Raw genomic sequence first — 21,496 nt, 5'->3', positions numbered from 1 at the left:
TTATTTTCCTCCGCGCGAATCGGTTGAATCGAAATCGTCGCCCAACACCACGTCCACATCGGTCCGCAAACCAGGATTCACGTCCGAGTAGAGGGATCCAACACCCAAGACATCGGCCACCCGGCGTGCTCGATCAAACCGGCCGGAGCGATCAATGACGCGACTTTTATTCTGGCGCCCATTATAATTGCCCCAATCCACCACGTCAAATCCCGCCACCCGAAGTCGGCGCACAACGGAAAAAGCCAACCCCGACCGTCCTGAAGCGTTCCACACCTTGACCGTCACCCGGGGCCCCGCTTCTGATTTTCCGGAATGGGAACGGGGAAGATCCTCTTGCGGCGCCCCCGCGCCCCCCGTTGGCTCTTCAGAAGAAAAAGAGTCCAAAACAGAAAGGCCTTCTTCACCTCCCCCCACGCTCAGACGCTCCAAGACAAAAGTGGTCCGTTCCACATCCATCTCCCAAGCCGCTCCGTTCGGTCGGCCCGGAAGCAAAACCGTATTGACCCCGCTCGACGTCAGGCGCCGAGCCTCCGCCGCCAGAAAAAGAAGGTCCCAAAAAGAAAGGTTAGTGTGTACCGCTTTAGAGACCTCCCAAATGGCGCGGGGCCCCCGCCAAACGATCTCAGGCGACACCAACCGTTTAGAAAGAGCACGAACAAATTCCATCTGCCGAAGAATTCGCCCACGGTCCCCGCTTCGGCCTCGATAACGAACAAACCCGAGAGAGTCCTCGCCTTGCAGGTGTTGCAGTCCCGTGGCCAGATGAACGTGAAAATTCCCCGCTTTATCATCGTAATCCATCGGTTCGTCAACGGAAAGAGTGACCCCACCCAAACGATCCACCAGACGGCGAAACCCTTCAAAATCCACCTGAACGTAGTAGGTGGGGGTCAGCACGGCCCCGGCTTTATGAAAGAGATGGCCAACGGCTTCGCACACTTTCTCCGCCGCCACATGGGCCCCCCTTTTCTGGGCGAAGTGGTAGGCGAACACTTCGTTTATACGCCGAAAACGGTATCCCGGCAAGTTTATTTTTGTGTCCCGGGGAATGGAAACGATATCCACCTGGTTCCTCGACGGACGGTAAATCCACACCAAAAGCGTATCCGAATGGGGGGCGTGCTCTGCCAAATCCGTTCCAAGGACCGCCCCGGTGAGGGGATCTCCGCGTCGCAGAGCGCGGGCCACCGGAGACAGCGACGCGAAAACAGCCAAAACCAGAACGACCAGCGCCCCCAAGGACGCCACCCCCCGAAAGAAACGGCTTCCTCCTGATCCCTTTGTCATAACGTCCCCTTCAATAAACCGTTCCACATGGACACCGTGAGGGGATGAACGAACCCTCCCCGTTGTAAGAGGAATTGCAATTTAAACGCCACGGCCAACCGGAGAGCCGCCTCCAAGTCTCTATACGCCAAACGACGAACGCGCCCCGCCGCAACGTAACGGCGATCCTTTGACGAAAAATCCGCCACATAAAGAATCTTATCCAACAAGCCCATCCGCCCATGGCCTAGGGTGTGACGCGCCATAGCCCTGCAGGTAACGGCATCCCGTACGTAACCTTCCCGCGCCGCCCAGTGGGCAGATACAGGGCCGTGAAGGAGCCCTAAACGTTGATGAGTGAGGATCTCTTTAAGACCGGGAACACGCATCCGATGCCGACGAACATACGCCAACAAACGTTTCGGGCTCCACTCCTTGGCCACGTCGTGGAAAAACCCCGCCCGTTCCGCTTGATCGGGATCCGCTCCATGGAGACACGCCAGCGTGACGGACCAACGGGCCACTTCGCGCGAATGGTGGGCGCGGGAGGTAGACAGCAGACGGGACACGACGTTGGAATAGTGGGGTGTCATTCCAGGTTCCTGTAAAGTTTCATTTTCTCGATTTTCTCAGCAACGGGATCCCCCACCCACCGACGAACGGAACGCCCGTCCCGTAAGGCACATCGAATTTCCGTTGAAGAAACAGCGGGGATTCGGGTTCGAAGAAAGACCGCGCCTGTGGAAACAGGGGGCCTTCCCGCGTGGGCGCGTCGGCCCACCACCACCGTACAATGCTTCCCAATTTCGTCCCCACGACGCCACCGGGAAAAAGTGCGCCAAACGTCTTCCCCTAAAATCAATTCCCAGCGTCGTTTGGGGAACTTCTTTCGAAGAAAACGGAGGGTTTGATACGTATACGAGGGACCCGCGCGCCCGATTTCCCAGGCCCCTAAAGAAAGACCAGGTCGTCCCCGGATCGCCGCCCGAACGAGGGCGGCTCGTTCCCGAACAGAAGCAATTGCCCCACGCTTTTTAAAAGGGGACTGGGCCGCGGGAACAAGATACACACGCGCCAAAGACCGCTCCCGCAGAGCGGCGAGCGCCAGGGCCACATGGCCTTTCTGGGGAGGATCAAAAGATCCTCCCAAAATACCGTAAGAGCGGGACGAGGACAAGGGGATTAAGAAGGTTCGGTCCTAGTCCCGAACTTGTCCGGTTCCGCGAATGACGTACTTGGTTGTGGTGAGTTCCCTTACCCCCATGGTTCCACGGGCATGCAACTTTTGTGTTGAAATGCCCATTTCAGACCCCAACCCCAAGGCGCCTCCATCGTGAAGGCGGGTGGACGCATTCAAAAACACCGCCGCGGAATCCACGCCGAGGAGGAACTTTCGCGCGGAGAGATCCTGGGATGTCACAATGGCATCGGAGTGGTGACTCCCATGGGCGTTCACGTGAGCGATTGCTTCCTCGACAGAATTCACCACTTTCATGGCCAGTTCCAAACCTAAGAATTCCGTATCAAAATCCTCTGGCCGCGCGGGGATGACGACGCCCCCACCCCATTTTTGTGTTTCGATGTCCCCACGGACCGTCACGTGGTTTTCCGCCAAACGGCGTACCATGACAGGGATAAAAGTGGGAGCGATCTCCCGGTGAACCAACAACGTCTCCATGGCGTTGCACACGCCTGGTCGTTGGATTTTCGAGTTTAAGGCCACCCGCTCCGCCATACCCAGATCCGCTTCCCGATCCACATAAACCGAACAAAGTCCTTTCCCATGGGAAAGAACCGGAACCGTGGCCATGTCCCGTATCGCCGTGACCATTTCCTCGCCCCCGCGGGGGATCACCAAGTCCACAAATCGATCCATTCGGACCAAATCACGAATAACGGAGCGATCCGTTGTTCCCACCAATTGAATGGCAGCCTGAGGTAACCCCACCTTTCCGAGGGCGTCTTTCAAAACGTTCACCAAAATGGCGTTGGAATCCACCGCCTCTTTCCCCCCACGGAGGACCACGGCGTTTCCAGACTTAAGGCACAATCCCGCGGCATCCACCGTCACATTGGGACGGGCCTCATAAATCATGGCGATCACCCCTAAAGGAACCCGAATTTTCTCTATTTTCAGGCCATTAGGCCGGTCCCAACGGTCCGTCACTTCCGCCAAAGGATCCGGCAAATCGGCCACGTCCCGCAACCCCTGCGCCATGTCCATTACGCGACGTTCGGTTAATGCAAGGCGGTCCAACAACGCTGGAGTTAACCCCGCCCGCCGCCCCGCTTCCACATCAATTTCATTTCGAAAAAGGATGTCGACCTTGTTTTTTTCCAAGGCCTCACCCATAGCTCGAAGAGCTTGATTCCGTTGTTCAGAAGAAGAGGCGGCCAAAAATCGGCTCGCTTCTTTGGCTTGGAGGCACAGGCGAACCAGATCCGGCGTGTAATCGGAGGGGGGCTGACCAACCCTTCCTTTCGGTGTTTTGTTTGTGATCTTTTTTCCCTTTGAATTTCCCATACACGCCCCCTTCTTTCAAAAATACACGAGGTTATTTTATCAGAAACAAAGGGTTTACCGGTTCCTGGGCACACCGGAGAGCGCCCGATCCATGACCCCCTCCTCGGTGCTCCTCAGGCAATGGCCGAGTTCAACCCATTACAGTTTTCCTAGGAATGACGATAACCTAAGTGAACGAGCATGGTCTATCAGCAACGGGTGGCGCCAACGTGGGATCGACAACAGGATAACTTCGGCCATTCTTGCATTAATGACGAGGCGTGCAAAAATGCGAATGGCCGTTCGGTCGTTTCTGCTTTGGTTCTGCGTGGGGGCGCCTCTGGCCGCGGGGGAAAGCCCTATCGCCCTCCCTCTTTTGGATCGCTCAGCGACGGCGGCCGCCCTGGGGGAAGGTGGAGCCCATTTATCCGGCCTTGACGCTTTGGAGGTTAACCCAGCCGGATTGGCGGGAACGGCAAGAGAATGGAACGCCACCTATCGACAAATGCCCCTTGAAATCAGCTTAAATGGGATGGCCTTCGCCCAACAGATTCGTTCATTGAGGACCACCGTGGCGGTGTCGTACACCACCCTGAGGTCGGTCAACATGGAACGACGAGGGGTCGATGGACAACGGGCCGGAACATTTCGACACGAAGAACAAATGATGGGTCTGCACGTGGCCCGGCCTTTCCACAGAAGCGACAAGACCATCGAAGTCGGGGCCGCAATCAAAAGCATTCAATCCCGAATCGCCTCTTACAGCGGAACAGGCCTGGCCATGGACGTCGGGGTCCGCGCCCGATGGAAAGCGCTCCCCTTAACGTATTCCGCCTCCATTTTAAATTTTGGGGAAGGGCCGAAACTCCTCTCGCAAAAATCGGAACTGCCAACCTCCTGTGGCGTGTCCTTGGCGTACCAGGCCCTGGATGATCTCACGGTTTTGGGTGGGGCGGCCCATTTCCCGAAACAAGACATGTCCAGCGCCACGTTTGGAGTGGAGTACACCCTCAGAAGTTTTTTTACCGTTCGGGGGCATTACGCTTTGGGAACAAAATCTGACGGGCGAACGGGATGGGGGAAAATGGTGGGTGGGTTCGGATTGAAACTCGGGAATCTCAAATTGGATTACGCGTTTCAACCCGCGGGAGATGAATTTTCGGAAGCCGGAGTGTCGGGTACGCAACACGCCACGCTCGCGTTCGCGTTTTAAATGAGTCGGAATCAATTGAAGCCGGAAGGGGGGCCTGTGTTTGTTCAGGGATTCAGGCGGAGCCAAGGGCTGAGACCCAGAACCAGGAAAATCCGCCCTTATGTAATTGTTTTCGCGTTGTTGTTCACTCTGGGACTCACCCCCATTTTCACCCACGCCATGGTGAATTCCCCCATTGGGAATGAAGACACACGACGGGATCCAACCCATGCCAAGCGACTTGTTCTTCGGCTTCGGTCCGAATCCGCTACGGGGATGTCCCCCGCAGAAAACATGGTACCCAGACGGGGGCTGAAAGGCGTTCCCCCGAACCTTAAAAAAATCCACACCCGGTGGGGAGTCAAAAGACTAACCCGCGTTCGTCACGAAGCAGATGAAAAAGAAAAATCTATTTCATCCCTAGGGCAAAACCGGCGCGCCAGACGAAGCGCCCTTTCCGGGAGCATAGAAGTCCAGACCCTTCGCGCCCATTTCCGTCGAACGGCGGTGGTCGAATTGGATGCCGAAGCGGATCTGACCCAAGCGTTAAAGGATTACCGGGCAGATCCCTCCGTGGAATGGGCCGAACCCGTTCGACTCTTCCATATCCAAGGAATTCCCAACGACCCCTCTTTCCCTTCCTTATGGGGAATGACAAAAATTCAAACCCCATCGGCCTGGGACCTGACCACCGGCGTGGGTGTGGTGGTGGCGGTGGTGGACACTGGTGTAAATCACACCCATCCGGACCTGACCGCGAACATCTGGGCAAACCCGGGAGAAATCCCCAACAACGGGATAGATGATGATGGGAACGGTTACGTGGACGACACCCGGGGATGGAATTTTGTTTCGAACAACAACGCGCCGAACGACGGACACAGCCACGGGACTCACGTGTCCGGTACCATTGCGGCTGTGGGAAACAACAACGTGGGGGTTATCGGGGTAGCCCCCGGATCCCAAATAATGGCCATCAAAGGATTGGGCGATGATGGGAGCGGTTACGATGCGGACTTGGCCCAGGGGATCGTGTACGCCGCGGACAACGGTGCGGATGTGATCAACATGAGCTGGGGAGGAACCGGTGATTCCCCTGTCATTGAAGAAGCAGTGCAATACGCTCACTCCCTTGGTGTGGTCCTCATTGCCGCGGCCGGAAATTCCGGCATCGACGCCAGCCTGTTCCTCCCCGCAAAATACACCTCTGTCGTGACGGTTTCCGCCTTCAACTCAGTCGATGCCCTGGCTTCCTTTTCCAACTTCGGTCAAAAGATTGATGTGGCCGCGCCGGGAGTCGGAATTCTTTCCACCGTGCCCGGGGGATTTTACAGTTCTTTTAATGGGACCAGCATGGCCAGTCCCCATGTGGCGGGATTAGCGGCCCTGATCCTCTCCCGGTTTCCCACACTTACCAACGAACAGGTGCGACAGGCCTTGAGACGCACAGCCGACGACGTGGGCCCCTCCGGGTTCGATACCCAATCCGGGCATGGACGGATAAACGCACTGAAAGGGGTTCAAGCGGCGTTCCCCCCAAACCTCCTGGTCACTTCCCCTCAACAATTTGAAACCGTGGGGGGGTCCGTCATCGTTAAAGGTTCGGTGTATGGGACGGCCATTGCATCACGTCAACTTTTTTACGGAGTCGGACAGACGCCTTCTCTCTTTCTTCCCGTGGGAATTCCTTTCACTGACCTTGTCACCGATGGCCCCCTCGGAACGTGGGACGTTTCTTCGCTTTCGGAAGGACTGTACACATTGCGCCTAGGGGTGACGGATCTGGCGGGTCTGCTGTCCTCTTACACCGTCTCCCCCATCCGCGTTGATCATACCCCGCCGACGTTTCTGTCGGTGACCCCCACGGACGGGATCGCCCTGCCCGCCACACCAACCAACATCAGCGCCTCCGCCACAGACGCCCACGGCCTTTCTCACATCGCTTTTTACGTTAACGGATCGCTTGTGGCGGTGAGTTCCCCCACCGTTCCCACCAATACCCACAATGCCACTTTTATCTGGAACGCTGGCGAAGCCGGGGGCGGCGCCCATACGTTGACCCTGACCGCCTTTGATGCCGCGGGAAACAAAGCCTCTCGCGATAGAAACGTCACTGTTGTATTGGATAATGTTCCCCCCACTGTTGAGATAACGTCGCCGGCCCCCCAAAGCCATGTATCGGGAACCGTAACGATCGATGCCTCTGCCAGTGATAATGTGACGATTCAAAACGTCTCCTTCCGTTGGGATGGGGGATCTCCCTTTGCCGTTGCCACGACCCCGCCCTACCGAGCGACCCTCTCGACTTTGGGGATGGCCCTGGGCACACACACCTTGACGGCCACCGCACAGGACGGGGCGCAACTTCAAGCGTCTCACAGCATCACCGTTTCAGTGGTCACGGATGTGACCCCCCCCGTCGTGGGCCCCGTGGACGTTCTCGTGACGGGAAACAACGTTCGCCTCACCTGGTCCACGGACGAACCCGCGGACAGTCAGGTTGAATACGGGACTTCCACGGCACTGGGATCCTTCTCCTCTCTCCAAACGGAAAAAGTTTTGATCCATCAAGTCACCTTACCTTCCTTACCACCCCAAACGCTCTACCACTTCCGTGTCTTGTCCCGAGACACCCTGGGGAATTTAAGTCCCTCGCCGCTGGCCACCTTTCAGTCCTCGGATGACGCCCCCCCTGTGAGCGGAATCACAGAACCAGAGGAAGGGGCTCTGGTCTCAGGTACAATCCTTGTCTCGGGCCAAGCTTCGGACGAAAACACTCTTTCGAGGATTGATCTTTTGGTGGATGGCCATTATTGGGCCACTGTTTTCGGGGCTCCAGCCCCGCAATCCTACATAGGTTCCACGCGGGCCGAACCGCCTGAACCTGTTCCCTTTGTTCTCCCCCTCCTTCAAACCACCACCTGGTCCCACGCGCTGAACACGTCTCAATTGAACGACGGAACGCACGTCCTCACGGCTCGATCCTTTGACGAATACGATCACAACCACGATGACACGCGAACCATCACGGTCCAGAACGGACTGGGAACAGCTCTCTTCGATCCCGTTCTGGGAGTCCCTCTCTGCTCTCAAATCGGAGAGTCCTGCTCCTCCGGCGGCCTCTTGGAAGCCCGCAGCGTCCTCGCCCAATTTCCGGAGCCCAATCATCCCAACACCGTTTTGGGGGCCTGTAACGATGGCCCCTCCGGGCAATACCATAACGACGAATCAAGCGATTGGATTCAGGTCACATCGTTAAACGGGCAGCGCATGAAAGCTGGGAATCTCGTCCGGGTGGACGCGAAAGTGTGGGCGTATTCAACCAAGAACAACTATTTGGACCTTTACGTGACGTCCAACACGGCACATCCAGCGTGGAAACTTGTCGCCACCCTCCAACCGACGACCACGCGAACCGTCGTCCTTTCCAGCACCTTCACTCTCCCGATCGGAGGGGACGTCCATGCGGTGCGCGCCAATTTCCGATACCAAGGAAGTGCGGGAGCGTGTACCGATGGGGATTACGATGATCACGACGATCTTGCCTTTGCCGTTGAAGCGGCTGACGTCGCCCCCCCCCCTGCCTCCGTGGCGATGAAACTCAATAATTTTTATTCCCAACCCCATCCCATCACGAGCGGGGTCGGCACCCTCTGGGTAGAAGTCGACAACGCGGACCAAGTCCAACTCAGAATTTATTCATTGAACGGCCAATTGGTCCTTGATAGCCCCCCCTCCCAAGCGGGGACATCCCCGGAAGGAAAATCCGGGTTCCAATTCCAATGGGACACGGGAGAGGTGGCGACAGGAACCTATTACGTCACCGTTGAAGCGGAGAAGGAGGAAAAGAAGGCGAGCTTCGTACGAAAGATTTCCGTGGTGCGGTAGAAAACCGATATAGAATTTAAGAAAACAGCATGGTCAGCCCTGGGGCGCTAGGATTCGAACCTAGGGATAACGGCTCCAAAGGCCGTTGCCTTACCGCTTGGCGACGCCCCAGGGACAACCACGCAAATTCTGCTCCGGCATTTTACTAAAAATGGTGGGTTTCTTGGGTGAGAAGAGTAGCGCGTGAGGAAATAACTTAAAGGACCGAACCGTTGGACCCCGCCGCCCGTTTGATCTCATTCGCGTAGGCCACAAATATTTCTTTTTCCAAATAGGATCGAAACTCCGCGTTAATGGGGTGAGCCACATCTTTGAACGTTCCATCTGAAAGTTTTCGGGAGGGCATGCAGAGCATCGGCCCCTTTTCCCCCTCAACAATTTTCATGTTCCGAACCGCAAAACAGTGGTCGAATGTTACCGTAACAAAAGCCTTAAGTTTGTCTTCTTCCCTCAACGAAACCCGGATTTCCGTAATATCCATGATGGCCCACCTCATCAAAGTTCGTCGGCCCCTTCGTTCGACACGACGCGGACGAAACCAACCACGAATCCCAGGGTTCTCGATGCAGACGCGCCAGGACACGACGCCCATGGGCCGGATTTTCCACAAGGCCAAACACGGACGATCCTGACCCGGACATCAACGCGTTCAAACACCCCGCCTGAATCAACGCTCTTTTGGCTAGGGCCACCGCTCCGATTCGAGGAAGCACAACCTCTTCCAATCGATTAAAGAGCCACGGTGCCCATTGACTCGCGGGCGCTCCGTCCCGAAGCGCCTGGGTCAGTTTAAGGCGGGAACGGCGCTTCGTCAAGGGGAAATGCAACGCCCGGTAGGCGTCCGGAGTGGACGAAAAAACACGTGGAAACACCAACACAAAAAAATACGCCCGCCGCTTAATGGGCGCGTAGAACGTCAACCGGTCTCCCACCCCCCGCGCTGACGCGAATCCCCCCCGCAGAAAAAAAGGGACGTCGGCTCCAAGTTTTTTGGCGAGAGACAATAGAATCCTATCCTCTTTCTTTCCTTGGGAAATGGCGGGAGATAGGGATCGACAAGCCAGGAGGGTTGTCGCGGCGTTTCCGGATCCGCCCCCCAGTCCCGCCCCGAGAGGAATTCGTTTGATTAAATTGAATGAGAGGCCCGGGATCAAGGGGTATTTCGCTTTGAACGAATGGGCCGCCCGGGAAACGAGGTTCCCCTGATCGACAACCAATCCCGGACATGTCGTAGAAAGCAAGATTTCCTTGTCCCGACGAACCCGAACCGTTAACGAATCGGCAAGCGAAATTTCTTGGAACAAGGTGTCAATTTCGTGATATCCATTGGGTCTTTTCTTTAGAATTTCAAGAAACAGATTGATCTTGGCGGGAGAAACCCAACGGATCACCTGAGTCGCGGCTTTCACGGAACGGGCTTAAAAAGGGATGATTTCAAAGACGGATTAACGGTCAATCGAGAAAATTCAAGGGCGAAATGAAAATCGTTTGTTAGGGATTGGCCTTCCACGACTCTGGGGAAACGGATTCCCTCGATTTCTTTCGACCCTTGAAAGGAGAGGCGAACGGGGGCATTCCCCGGCACATGACGCTGGGCCTCCAAAATATTTTTATGTTGGGCGTCTAACCGGAGCTCACCTCCAGGGGCGACATAGAGGAGGGTCGACCCCTCTTGATGGACCTCGACCGAAGGATCGTCAAACCGCTTAAAGAAATCTCCCGACAAAACCTCGGCCCAAAGGGCCAACCAAGCCGTTTCATCAGCGGGGGTGCCCACCTCGGGAGACCAATGAACTTCCCCATCATAAACCAGAACCGCTTGGGGCGTAAAAAAGGGTCCCAAAATTTCCACCCGAAACAAACCCGGGCGGGCATAGTAAAAAAGCCCTTGCCCGTTAAGGGTTTGCCCCGCCGATCGCACGCGAACCGCGGCCACTCCAGAAAGGGAGGTGACCTGCCGAAAATTGCCTTCGACACGCTTTAACAGTGTTCGTGGCGCGGAAAGGGGGGTCACATGAGACATTCGCCCCTGGACACCCAGTCGCTTTAACAAATGAGCATCGTCCGGACCCACCAACAACCCTTCCTGCCAAGCCCGCACCGCCTCCCGCTCACGCCCCAACGCTTTCAAGACATCCCCGTAATGGGACCAGACCACCGGATCATTCGCCTGGTAAACAACGGGCCCCAACGCGGTTTCCGCTTCGCCGAAGCGACCCAATCGAAAAAAGGCCCAACCCAATGAATCGCGATAAGCCGTGTTGTCTGGGTCAAGGGAAACCGCCCTTTGAATGAGGTCCAAAGCCTCCGGCACATGCTCGTTCCGGTCGGCCCAACTGTATCCCAGATAATTCAGGGCTAAATGATGCGTCGGCTCCAGATCGATGGTGCGAAGCAAATGGGTTTCCGCCCGATCGAACCGTTTTCTCTTATCCCAATTGAGACCCAAATGAAAATGGAAATCCGGATTCCCTGGGTTTTTAGCAACAGCTCGGTTGAGCCATCGAATGGCCGCCCGGGGATTCCCCCCCTCCTCATACGCCAGTGCAAGGTAATACATAAAGTCGGGGTTTTCCGGTTGAGTCCGACGCAAACGATGCAGAACCCGAATGGCCTCTTTGGGATGATCGAGACGACCGTGGTAAGAAGCGAGGCGAAGCAAGACCCCCGGCTCAGGATTTTCCTTAGCCGCCTGTTCCATGTGCCGAACAGCGTCTCTCCATTGGGATTCTTCCTGGGCCACAAGGGCCCGCCAAAAATGAATCCCACTGTTTTCTGGAACCAAGACAATGGCCCGGTCGAACAGGTCTCGGGCTTCGGCCAATTGACTTGTCAACAGGTAGAGTTGGCCTAACCGGGTTAAAACCTCCACGTTATCTGTTTCGGTTTCAAGAATTTCCTCATACGCGTTAATCGCCGCCCGCGTGTCGCCCTGAACATCGAAAAGAGCCGCCAGGCCCAACCGGGCTTCCCGGTGAGAGGGGTCCGATTGGATTATCTTTTTATACGAAGCTTCAGCGGCGGAGAGATCTCCTTGTCGTTCTTGAATTTCCGCGAGACCATAGCGAACGTGATCCGCCTCTGGGTTGGAAGAGAGAAACCGATCAAAAAGGCGCCGCGCTCCCTGAGGATCTGACAAAGGGCGACGGCTGGCCGCCCACCCCAACGCTTCCACATTGGAAGGATCTAATTTCAAGGCCTGATCAAAAGCTTCTTCTGCCGAGGAATGCTCCCCCCGAGCCAAATAAACCCGTCCCAACAAAAGATAAGCGCCAGCACTGCCAGTTGAAAGAAGAACAGCTTGGCGCGCCGCAACGAGAGCCAGGTCCCCGCGACCCGCGGCCAAGGCGACCCCCGCCAGGGACTCCTGAAGAAACCCCTCCCCCGGGTCACGGTCAATAACTTTCTGATAAACCTCCATGGCCTGGACCAGCCGACCCGCACGCTCCGCCAAGAGCCCTTGCAGATACAGCCGATACGATTCCCAGGGGTTCGCTGTTCCATGAACCCCTGAAACACAGAGGATCCCTAAAGCAACAAGACCCAGCGCACGCCCGATCCGAAACGGCCACCCGATCCTACTCTTTCCCGGTTTTTCCAAGGGAGATCTCCATGAGGATAGCTTCATCCTTATCTTCATAAAATTTCGGTCGACGACTTGTTTCAATAAAACCCAATTGCCGATACAGCTCAATGGCGGCGGTGTTTCCGGTTCTGACTTCCAGGGTCATTTTTTCCATTCCCGCCGTCTGGGCATCAGCCAGCAGATGCCTCATCATTTGTTTTCCCAACCCGAGACGTCGAAAATCAGAATGAACCGCAATGTTCGCCAATTGAGATTCTCCCACAACGAACCATTGAATCCCAAAGGCCACGAGGCGATCCTCATGCTCCGCCACCCAAACCCGCGCCATGGGCTTATCCAGTTCCTCTTCAATTTCTTCCCGAGTCCAGGGAGTGGCAAAAGCCCCTCGTTCGATGTCAAGAAGGTTCGAGACATCCCGGGGTTCCGCCAACCGCCAAAGAAATTTGTTTTCCGTCATCAGGGCCACCGGGACATTATACGATGCCAATGGGTTTCCAGCCAGGGTTTCCCATTCGGATGGAAAAGAAGCTAGAATAGGGCAAAACGATCTACCCCCCAAGGAAACCGACTATGGGACCACAACCCACAGCGAACGCCAACACCGAACCCCTCGTCATTTACGATCGAAGAACGGAGCCTCGTCCGCTTCTGTCCTTTTTTGTCCCCGTGTTGAACGAGCGCCCCTTTATTGGAGAAGTGTTGGAAAAACTCTCGCGGGTTCCACTTTCCAAAGAAATCATCGTAGTGGATGACGGGTCAACCGACGGGACGCGAAAATTGTTACGGGAGACCCCGCAGGACGGAGTCGCTCTTCTCTTTCACACTCAAAATAAAGGGAAAGGCCAAGCCATCCAAACGGCGTTAGAAAAAGCCAAGGGGGCCTACGCCGCCATTCACGACGCCGATCTTGAATACGATCCGAACGATTACGTGACCCTTCTTAAACAAGCCCGCCAAAACAACCTTAAAGTGGTCTTCGGTTCCCGGTTCCTTCAACCCACTCCCCGGATCTACCGCCGCTTTCTTTGGGGAAACAAAGTTCTCACCGCGTGGATCAACTTTCTCTGTTCCTCCACCTACACCGACGCCTACACCGGAGCAAAACTCATGTCCACATCCACATGGAAAGCGCTCCATCTTGTTTCTTCAGGATTTGAAATTGAAGCCGAGATCGCCGCCAAGGTCGCCCGCGGTGGATACCCGTTCAGCGAGTGGCCGATCTCGTATGCTCCACGGCGGATTGAAGAAGGGAAAAAGATTACTTGGAAAGATTTTTTTCGTGGCGCCCTGGCCGCCCGTCGATTTGCCTACGGGAAGCAGCCCCCCCTTTCCTAAAAAATATTCCCAATCGTAAAGTAAAAGCGACTTCGGGGCTGATCAGGCTGGTGGTTTAATCCCCAGCCCCAATCCAGGCGGATCGGAAAAACGGGCGTTTTAAAACGAATGCCAAACCCCACTCCAGCCTTCATTTGCCTCGTTTTAGAACCAATAGTCAGATTGGTTTCGCTCAAGCCGGCCCAAGCGCCCCCCACATCAGCAAAGAGTGCCCCCTGAAGGATCGTCTTCCTGTTTTCCTGGACGATGGGAAACTTATATTCGGCGTTAAAAACCGTGTAGGCCTTTCCGCCGTCCACCCCGACTTCCCCGGATTCATAACCACGGACGGTATCGACCCCCCCGATCCGAAACAATTCGGAAAAGGAAACCGGTGTTTCTCGTTTTTGGAGCGTTTTGATGTAAGCCGATCGCCCTGAAACAGAAAAAACAAACTTCCAAAACGTGGGGAAATAGCGTGCGGCGGAAATTTCTGGTTTGTAAAAATTCAGGTCCCCCCCAAACGGCCCACCGGCGTATTCCACCGTCGCGCTGTGCCGCCCGCCCCGAGAAGCGTCGAAAACATAGTCCCGAGTGTCCCACACCACACCTGTCGTAAAGGCGGACTTAATGTCGTCCGTTTCAGCAATGGTGGATTCGGCGGGAGGAGAACCACCAACCTTAAACTCTGGTTGAACATTAAAAACCCGAACCCGTTCGTAGCTGTAGTTCTCAATAAGGGACAGCTGATCCGAGAGACGGGGTCCCAACCGAAGCCCAAACCCTCGATTCCCTTTTTTATACGCGAAACTGTCCCCCTGAAAAGGAAGCGTTCTCACCGTGTCAAAAAGGTCCACACCGAAACTCATGGGTTTATCCATGAACCACGGGTTCGTCCAGCCCAGTTCATAATTTTGGCGTTTTTTTCCGAACTCCCACATGAGGTTAACCCGTTGACCCCACCCAAAAATGTTGGTGTGTTGAACTTGAAGCGTTCCCACTAACCCATCCAAACTCGAAAACCCTGCCCCGGCGGACAAAACCCCCGGTTTTCCCTCTTTAACCGTTAATACCACATCGGCGCGATCCGGAGATTTCGGTTGTTGGACGTCCACCTGAACATCATCCAGAAACCCCAAATTGTAAAGTTTCTCCACAGTCCGTCGCATCTTGAGGGAAGAAAACACATCCCCACTTTTCAATAAAACTTCCCGGCGGATAACCTTCTCTTTGGTAAACGTATTCCCGTCCACATAAATCCTGTCCACAAAAACAACGGAACTCTCAACCACCGAGAACAAGAGATCCACGGTCCCTCGATCTCCGTCCAGTGGATGGGTTTGTGTTTCCGGGGTAATTTCCGCCCGCAAATAGCCCTTGTTCCCGTAGAGGTCTTGAAGATTCTGAAGGGACTCGTTCATCTTGGACTGTTCGTAAAGCTTTCCCGGTTTCAACACCACCGCTTTTTTGAGTTCCGAATCGGTGTATAACGTCACCCCACTAAAGGAAAAGTCTCCCACCGTGTAACGGCGCCCCTCGGTGATGGCCAAATCCAACGTCACCTGGTCTCGATCGGGAGTAAACTCACGTTGGCGGTCTTCCACAGAAACTTCCAAAAAGCCCTTATTGCGGTAAAGATCCACGAGCGCCTCGCGATCTTCCCTGTAGCTATCCTCTTTAAACACTTTTTTTCGCCGGGTATTCTTAAGAGTTTTTCGGACTTTCCGAGCCGAGAGAGCGCTGGCCCCCTCCACACGAACTTCCTTCACCGTCACCCGGCTTCCATCTGTCAGAAAGAAAGTAAGGATGACCTTGTTGGTGCGGGGATTGAGGGACGTGTAGTATTCCGCCTGGGCGTCTAAATACCCTTCATCTCTGTAGATGGAAAGAATTTTGGAAATATCTTGAGAAGCCTTAAATCGATCGTAAGGCTCATCCACTTTAGAGAGAAGCCCTTCGCGAAACTTGGAATCGCTTAATTTCCTGTTTCCCTTGAAATCCACACGACGAACGATCGGCCTTTCCTTAACGGAAAAGACCACACGCACCTTCCCGGCCCCGCGCGCGTCCACCCCTCCGGGAGCGTCCTCGACGGATACCTGAACGTCCTCATACAATCCCGTTTCCAATAACCGGTCCACATCCCCCCGAAACGCCAGGTCCGTGACCACATCTCCTTTTCGCGCTTTCACTTTGGATAAGACGGAACGGGATTTTGAAAACAGATTTCCCTCCACCACAATGTCCGTAATGGTCGGAGGAAGGTCGGAGGCCTGAAGACGGGAAGTGGACATCAGACACAACGCGGCCACTGTCCCCATCCAGGCATACGTATACAGAATTTTTCGCCGAATCATTTCACCGCCCCCTGTTCAAGCGTCATTTGACGACGGCGGGGCAATCCGAACCGCCACTGGTTTTCCAGGCCAATCCGACGTTCGGGAGGTTGACCGAGAACACTTTGTGTGTCCAACTCCGTGCTGGCGCGCAAATAGAGGCTCCCTTTAAGTCGCAGAATAAGTTCGATTTGGTCATGAAAATACGATTGGCCTTTCGCCTCATCAAGTTTAACTTTATACACACCGGACAAAGAATCCGTTAATTGAATACGGGCAGCCGCACCCGCTCCCCGAAGATATTCGGACAAAGGGCTGGATTTTGCGGAGGCGTTTCCTTCCGTTGCGGAGACCGCCGGCGACCCCCCCCCATTGGCTTCCGAAGGTTCATAGATTGCAGAGATCATACCAATTCCAAATTTCTGAGCCAACCGATTGGCCAAAGGCGCGGCGCTGGAACCCACCAATTGGACGAGACCAGCGCGAAAAAGTTGGTCCCGCTCGGTTTGGTTGACCGGTTGTTCTGTAGCGATGCCCAACGCGCGCATCGCCACACGGTCGGAACTCATCGAGGGATCGTTCCGAGATACAAAACGTGGTTGGATCTCGCTCAACAAGGACCGGTCCACCACCATGGATATCGTGTCCTCTGAAGCGATTCCACTCGAATCCAGGAGAGAAACCGTTCGATCCGCCTCTCCCGCCACATAGGGCTGAACACCCACGCTCCCCAGCGCGGTCCGCGTGTCGGTGACTAATTCAAAAAGACCTCGTTTAATTTGAAAGAGTTGCCCCAAGTAGTTAACGACTCCTTCCTCGCTATCCAAACGACCATTCGCTCGCCACGACCCGGGTTGTCCTTCCAGGTGAAGCTCCCCGTCCAGGCGAGCATTGAGAAATTCGTTCCGGTACCAAGTCTCTTTTCCCGTTTTCAAAATCAGGTCCCAAGAGGCCATCCTCCAAAAATTTTGCCACCAACGCGGCCCCGGAATTCCGCCGCCCTGATCCGCGGACGGGGGATAAGTAAAGTGGACCCCCTCCATATCGACCTCACCCGCAATAAGGTGTTTCCCGTGGAGCCCCTGGATACGCAACGACAGGTGAGGTTCTCCATAGGAGACGTCTTTCAATTTGTCTGACAGAAAGGATAAACGTCCCAACAGGGGGCCGGGAGGAACACTGAGCTGGGGGACTTCCACCGCCAACCCACGTTTACCTTCCGATCGAATGAACAGATCATATTCGACAGGAGACAACCCCTGAATCCCGATATCCCCCGCCATTTCGATCCATCCGCGCCCCACGCGAGCCCGGGCATTTTCGACCCGAGCCCGATCATTCTGGAAAGAAATTTCCCCATGGAGGTCCCTCACTTTCGGTGCATAAGTCTTCAAATTAAGGCGGCCGTCTTTCACGTGAAAGGACCCGGTGACTTGCGGAATGGGAGTCCCCGGCTCCACACGAACGTCCCCGTAAAAACCGCCTCGGGCCGATCGACAAATGGGCCAAACTTCTTTGAGGAGAGCCAATTTCCCATCCGTCAAACGAAGGTTCATCTGAAGGCCCTCCGTTCGCCCCTCTCCGGCTCGCAAGGGAAATCGACCCGACCCCGTCAAGAGATACCCTTTTCGCCGAGACAGTCGGATTTCCTGAACGTCGATCTGGTCCCCCACCCAGTGGGTATTGGCTTCAAGACGATCGTAGGGGAGAGGACCGATCTTTCCAGGCCCTCCCACCACCTCGGCGCGAACATTGGGCGCAGAGAGTGACCCCACCCCCCGCACCCGCACATTCCAAGGACCACTGATGGGCCAATCGAAATCCGCCAAGGAAAGAAGTGCCTCCGCCGGCAAGCCTTTTCCTCCCAAAGTAAAATCCCATCGATCGGGTCCCATTTCTCCTTCTAAAACCAGAAGCGGACGACCGGTTTCCCAGAGAGTCAACTCCTCAAAAAATGTTTGGGGCCAGCGATCAAGTCGCACAGCCCCTTGGACAAAAGCGGGGGCCTGTGGAATGGGAAAGAAATCCAATCGCCCCCGGGACCATCGAACTTCAGCGAGGTCCTGATCAAAAACCTGTTGGTTGATCCACAGGGAAGAAGCCCCCAATCGGCCGGAAATCGTTTTTCTTAAAACGTCCCCCTTTCCCCGGAGCGCCAGTCCCCCAAAGAGTTGAAGTGGCCCCACATGAATATTTCTTAACTGGTTTTTTAATTGAAAACCCCATTGACCTTTTTTCTCGCGGAACAAACGACTGCCTGCTTCAACGCGCCAGGACCCTTCCGCCGTGCTGAGGACGGCCTCTTCCACTGAGACAGTGGAGCCCGAAACAAAGAATCGACTCGTCCATTTGGAAAGCGGGGCACCCGATTGCCCCACCTGGCCCTCAACAACAAGCCTTCCTTGAAGGTTTGGAACCTCTCCCGACAAGACCAACGTTGAATCAAAAGACCCCGTCCAGGGCACGGGGATCCCCATCGACCGCAGGACCGGATCCAAGGATCGACAGTGGACCTTCCCCTCCCATTCCGTGACGGTGGCCCCCCTTTTCCCGAGTAAGTCCGGTGACAGAGAACCACGAAAAAGCCCATCCCCACCGGGGAACGTAAAAGAGAGATGAGGGATTTCCAACGTCTTGTTCCATAAGGCCCGAAGGTTTCCTTTGAGAGGAAGTCCTTTCCAGTCAGCCCCGGAGAGAGCGACATTCATTTCACCTCGAGGGTTGGGCCAGTCCCCCGAGAGGGTCAGGTGACCATCCAACCGACCGAGCGCGCTATTATCTTTTGAAACCGGAAGGGCCGGGAAAAGATCAGCAAGCGACAAACTCTCAAACTTCAATTCCCCCGTTAACGATTGGCCATCACTTCCCACATGCCCTTTCCCCCGAAGCCCACGTTCAATGACAAGTTCCTCCACCTGGTAAAGGATTGGCGTCCATGAAAAAGACGCCATCACTTTACCGAAAGAGACACCGTCCTTTAAAAAAGAGCCTTCCTCCCCCAACGAACCGAAGAGCGTAAAGTCTGGCGAGGAAAAGTCCCCCGTCCCCGTTCCCCTCCGCGTGTAACGTGTCCCCCGCGTCGTCCACGAAGAAGAAAACACCGTGGGCCCAACGGAGAAACGATTTCCTTCTCCATCCATCCGCCAATCCCAGACGGTTCCTGGAATCGCTGGGGTCAACGCCCGCCGAACAAATTCCCCCCTCGCGCGGAGCCCCCCTCCTTTTTGGGTGACCTCCAGAGATTCCACGTGAACCCGGCTTCCTCTAAAAAAAACAACCCCGTATACCCCATCGAAAGAAAGGGGTCCCCAACGACCGGATTCTCCGGTCAAACGGGCCCACCCTTCCAGCCCAGGTTGGTCACCCGCCGAAAGGGAGACGTTCCCAGAGAAGAACCCCTGCACAGTCCCCGATGACTCTCCAAAATCGAAGAGCTGTTCGGCCGACGTTTTTTCGACCTCGGCTGAAAACCGCCACCCTTTACCAAAAAGCCACGCCCCTTCGGCGGAAACCGCGTTATCCCAGCGAAATTTGGTCAGAGTCACCCCCCCCTTCCCCCCCCGAAAATCCACCTCCCCCTTGTGGACATACCCACCCGGTCTCCACCGAATGCCCTGGGAACGGACCGCTCCTGAAAAAACAGGATCCTTCCACGAGCCATGCAATCGTCCTTCCCCCGAGAGGGTGCCTTCTCCCGCGGGAAACTGTTTCACAAACGGGGGGATGTCGGTTAATTCCAACCCTTCAAGGCCCCCTTCCAGACGGACCTCGCCATCGTGATCGCGTAAATAACCTCCTCCCCACACCCTCAGTCGACCAGCCGTGTAATCGAGACGATCCAATCGCCAGACTCCGGACGACCGCCGTACATCCAAATCAAAGGCCCCTTGGTCTCCCTGCACGCGAAGTCCCTCTCGATTGAAAAGGAGTCGGCCTCCCACAGGAGCGGTTTCTTTATGAATGCCCCAATTAAATCCGTCAATTTTTAATTTCCCAGAGGCCTCCGTCCCCCCGTTTCGATTTCCTTCCAAAATATTTTCAAGCGAAAAGGATCCGTTAACTTTTCCACCCACATGGGGCCACCCGTTTTGCTTAGCGAGGGACGCCATATCCAATGAAGCCAGGCCAACGGTCCATCGACCCGTGGGCGGGCGGACTCCCGAAGAACCAGTGGACAGGGGGCCCCCTACGGAAAGTTGACCACCCATTCCGTCCGTCCTTATAGTAATCCAATTCTCTTTCCATTTCCCTTCCATTTTCAACTCTGGAAAAAGAACCCCGGGGAACCCCACCTCACGAAAAACAGCGGACCAAACGACGTCTGGACGTTTCAGGCTTCCCTTAAAAGTCCCCTCCGTCTTCATCGTTCCCCGGCTGGGAACCCACCGTAGAAAATCAACCCCGCTTTCAGACAAAGCGGCAAGATCCATTTCTTCCCCCCGCCACCGCACATCCTGTCGGTCAAGAGAGATTAACCCCGAAAGATGGAGGGATCGAAAGAGGGTCAGATCTTTCATCTCCACTTCACTTTTCCGCAAAAAGACCTTTCCTTCCAAAGGGACACCTAAATCTTTTGGTCGCGCTGTTGGAGGAAACCAAAGGGTATCCTTTAAGTGGACGTCCCCCTCCCACTGAGCATCGAGCAGGAGTCCCCCTTTTGCATCAAATCGATCCACCGAAAAATCCTTTACAACCCCTGCGAGTGAAAGATCACCCCATCCCAGAAACCGCCCGAACCGAGCGGGGAGCCATGGCGTGAAATAAGCGAGAGGAGCCTGCGTTAATCGAATAGTGCCGCGAACATCAAGTTGGGTTCCCCTCCGGAAAGACTCGATACCCGAAAGAGAGAGGAGAAAGGGCCCGACAGAGGAGCCCCCTTTGGCAGTGAAAAGAAAGCCTCCGGGAGATAACTGGAGCGTCCCCTCCGTGTCTGTGAATTTCAAAAAATTTGAGGGCTGGGGCTGGGGAACCACAAACGATCCGCGGGTCCAAGTTAAACGGTGAAGCGGGAGTTTTCGCCACCAGCCACGGGGAGACTGAAATCTCTTCCCGGAAGGCGGGGAGAAAAAATATAAAGTCGGATTGTCCAATTCGGATCGAACAAACGTCAGGAAGAAGAGCGAGACGGGAGAAGAATCCCCCGCGTAGGCCGTGTGGAAAGTCCATTTTTTGCAGGTAAAAATCGGGGCATCGGCTGCCCCCACGCGGAGCCCCTTGGCCTGAATTCGTAAAAAGAGAGGATGCAAAGAAAGCGCGTCAAGGTGAACGTCTTGGTTTAATTCTTGGGAAAGGGTCGATTCGATTTTCCCCTTTAACCACACTTCCGCCTGGGGGCGCCACCAAAAAGACCATGCCACAGAAGCCGCGATGCCAAAAAAAAACAAACCCAGCAGTCGCCAGCGCATCGA

13 protein-coding genes and 1 tRNA gene are annotated in these 21,496 nt (G+C 55.3%); 3 read left to right on the top strand and 11 right to left on the bottom strand.

Annotated features, from left to right (window positions below):
• The 4 genes from JNK54_07405 to JNK54_07390 are packed head-to-tail and all read right to left on the bottom strand — an operon-like array spanning position 1 to position 3,793.
• The gene (locus JNK54_07405; GenBank protein ID MBL8024089.1) at positions 1-1,290 is read right to left on the bottom strand and encodes an LCP family protein; all 1,290 of its coding nucleotides are present in this window, start codon (positions 1,288-1,290) and stop codon (positions 1-3) included.
• The gene (yqeK, locus tag JNK54_07400; GenBank protein MBL8024088.1) at positions 1,287-1,862 is read right to left on the bottom strand and encodes a bis(5'-nucleosyl)-tetraphosphatase (symmetrical) YqeK; all 576 of its coding nucleotides are present in this window, start codon (positions 1,860-1,862) and stop codon (positions 1,287-1,289) included. Before yqeK ends, JNK54_07405 begins: the two co-directional genes overlap by 4 nt.
• Positions 1,859-2,446: a nicotinate (nicotinamide) nucleotide adenylyltransferase gene (gene nadD / locus JNK54_07395; protein MBL8024087.1), complete on the bottom strand. Its 588-nt coding sequence runs from the start codon at positions 2,444-2,446 to the stop codon at positions 1,859-1,861. The genes yqeK and nadD overlap by 4 nt, the downstream gene beginning before the upstream one ends.
• Positions 2,447-2,467: 21 nt before the next feature.
• The gene (locus JNK54_07390; GenBank protein MBL8024086.1) at positions 2,468-3,793 is read right to left on the bottom strand and encodes a glutamate-5-semialdehyde dehydrogenase; all 1,326 of its coding nucleotides are present in this window, start codon (positions 3,791-3,793) and stop codon (positions 2,468-2,470) included.
• A 250-nt stretch (positions 3,794-4,043) separates the two neighbouring features.
• On the opposite strand from JNK54_07390, the gene JNK54_07385 reads away from it, so the two are divergent.
• Together JNK54_07385 and JNK54_07380 are read left to right on the top strand one after the other, a co-directional pair.
• On the top strand, positions 4,044-4,985 hold the full coding sequence (locus JNK54_07385; protein ID MBL8024085.1) for a hypothetical protein: 942 nt from the start codon (positions 4,044-4,046) through the stop codon (positions 4,983-4,985).
• 159 nt (positions 4,986-5,144) lie between these two features.
• Positions 5,145-8,852, top strand: a complete 3,708-nt coding sequence (locus JNK54_07380) for a S8 family serine peptidase (protein ID MBL8024084.1) — start codon at positions 5,145-5,147, stop codon at positions 8,850-8,852.
• 39 nt (positions 8,853-8,891) lie between these two features.
• Here the strand turns inward: JNK54_07380 and JNK54_07375 are convergent.
• From JNK54_07375 to rimI, 5 genes are all read right to left on the bottom strand, one after another.
• Positions 8,892-8,963, bottom strand: a tRNA-Gln gene (locus tag JNK54_07375).
• Positions 8,964-9,048: 85 nt separating this feature from the next.
• Positions 9,049-9,333: a SpoVG family protein gene (locus tag JNK54_07370; GenBank protein ID MBL8024083.1), complete on the bottom strand. Its 285-nt coding sequence runs from the start codon at positions 9,331-9,333 to the stop codon at positions 9,049-9,051.
• Positions 9,284-10,261: a 4-(cytidine 5'-diphospho)-2-C-methyl-D-erythritol kinase gene (gene ispE / locus JNK54_07365; protein ID MBL8024082.1), complete on the bottom strand. Its 978-nt coding sequence runs from the start codon at positions 10,259-10,261 to the stop codon at positions 9,284-9,286. The genes JNK54_07370 and ispE overlap by 50 nt, the downstream gene beginning before the upstream one ends.
• Positions 10,258-12,453, bottom strand: coding sequence for a tetratricopeptide repeat protein (locus JNK54_07360; GenBank protein ID MBL8024081.1), 2,196 nt, complete (start codon positions 12,451-12,453; stop codon positions 10,258-10,260). Before JNK54_07360 ends, ispE begins: the two co-directional genes overlap by 4 nt.
• The gene (gene rimI, locus JNK54_07355; GenBank protein ID MBL8024080.1) at positions 12,431-12,895 is read right to left on the bottom strand and encodes a ribosomal protein S18-alanine N-acetyltransferase; all 465 of its coding nucleotides are present in this window, start codon (positions 12,893-12,895) and stop codon (positions 12,431-12,433) included. The genes JNK54_07360 and rimI overlap by 23 nt, the downstream gene beginning before the upstream one ends.
• A gap of 113 nt (positions 12,896-13,008) precedes the next feature.
• On the opposite strand from rimI, the gene JNK54_07350 reads away from it, so the two are divergent.
• The gene (locus JNK54_07350; GenBank protein MBL8024079.1) at positions 13,009-13,773 is read left to right on the top strand and encodes a glycosyltransferase family 2 protein; all 765 of its coding nucleotides are present in this window, start codon (positions 13,009-13,011) and stop codon (positions 13,771-13,773) included.
• Here JNK54_07350 and bamA read toward each other — a convergent pair.
• Positions 13,770-16,109, bottom strand: coding sequence for an outer membrane protein assembly factor BamA (gene bamA / locus JNK54_07345; protein MBL8024078.1), 2,340 nt, complete (start codon positions 16,107-16,109; stop codon positions 13,770-13,772). The genes JNK54_07350 and bamA overlap by 4 nt on opposite strands.
• Entirely contained in the window at positions 16,106-21,493 is a 5,388-nt protein-coding gene (locus JNK54_07340; protein MBL8024077.1) for a translocation/assembly module TamB domain-containing protein, read from the bottom strand. The genes bamA and JNK54_07340 overlap by 4 nt, the downstream gene beginning before the upstream one ends.
• Between the last annotated feature and the right edge of the window lie 3 nt (positions 21,494-21,496).

The sequence above is a fragment of the Elusimicrobiota bacterium genome, from assembly GCA_016788905.1.
In the GTDB taxonomy this organism is placed as follows: Bacteria; Elusimicrobiota; Elusimicrobia; order FEN-1173; family FEN-1173; genus JADKHR01.
Note: the sequence above shows the minus strand (reverse complement) of the source record. Positions and strands in the feature narration are given on the sequence as shown.

What these genes read in the sequence shown, in the direction of transcription:
- JNK54_07405 (MBL8024089.1), bottom strand. Translation starts at nt 1,290, where the DNA reads ATGACAAAGGGATCAGGAGGAAGCCGTTTCTTTCGGGGGGTGGCGTCC.
- yqeK (MBL8024088.1), bottom strand. Translation starts at nt 1,862, where the DNA reads ATGACACCCCACTATTCCAACGTCGTGTCCCGTCTGCTGTCTACCTCC.
- JNK54_07390 (MBL8024086.1), bottom strand. Translation starts at nt 3,793, where the DNA reads ATGGGAAATTCAAAGGGAAAAAAGATCACAAACAAAACACCGAAAGGA.
- JNK54_07385 (MBL8024085.1), top strand. Translation starts at nt 4,044, where the DNA reads ATGACGAGGCGTGCAAAAATGCGAATGGCCGTTCGGTCGTTTCTGCTT.
- JNK54_07380 (MBL8024084.1), top strand. Translation starts at nt 5,145, where the DNA reads ATGGTGAATTCCCCCATTGGGAATGAAGACACACGACGGGATCCAACC.
- JNK54_07370 (MBL8024083.1), bottom strand. Translation starts at nt 9,333, where the DNA reads ATGGATATTACGGAAATCCGGGTTTCGTTGAGGGAAGAAGACAAACTT.
- rimI (MBL8024080.1), bottom strand. Translation starts at nt 12,895, where the DNA reads ATGACGGAAAACAAATTTCTTTGGCGGTTGGCGGAACCCCGGGATGTC.
- JNK54_07350 (MBL8024079.1), top strand. Translation starts at nt 13,009, where the DNA reads ATGGGACCACAACCCACAGCGAACGCCAACACCGAACCCCTCGTCATT.
- bamA (MBL8024078.1), bottom strand. Translation starts at nt 16,109, where the DNA reads ATGATTCGGCGAAAAATTCTGTATACGTATGCCTGGATGGGGACAGTG.
- JNK54_07340 (MBL8024077.1), bottom strand. Translation starts at nt 21,493, where the DNA reads ATGCGCTGGCGACTGCTGGGTTTGTTTTTTTTTGGCATCGCGGCTTCT.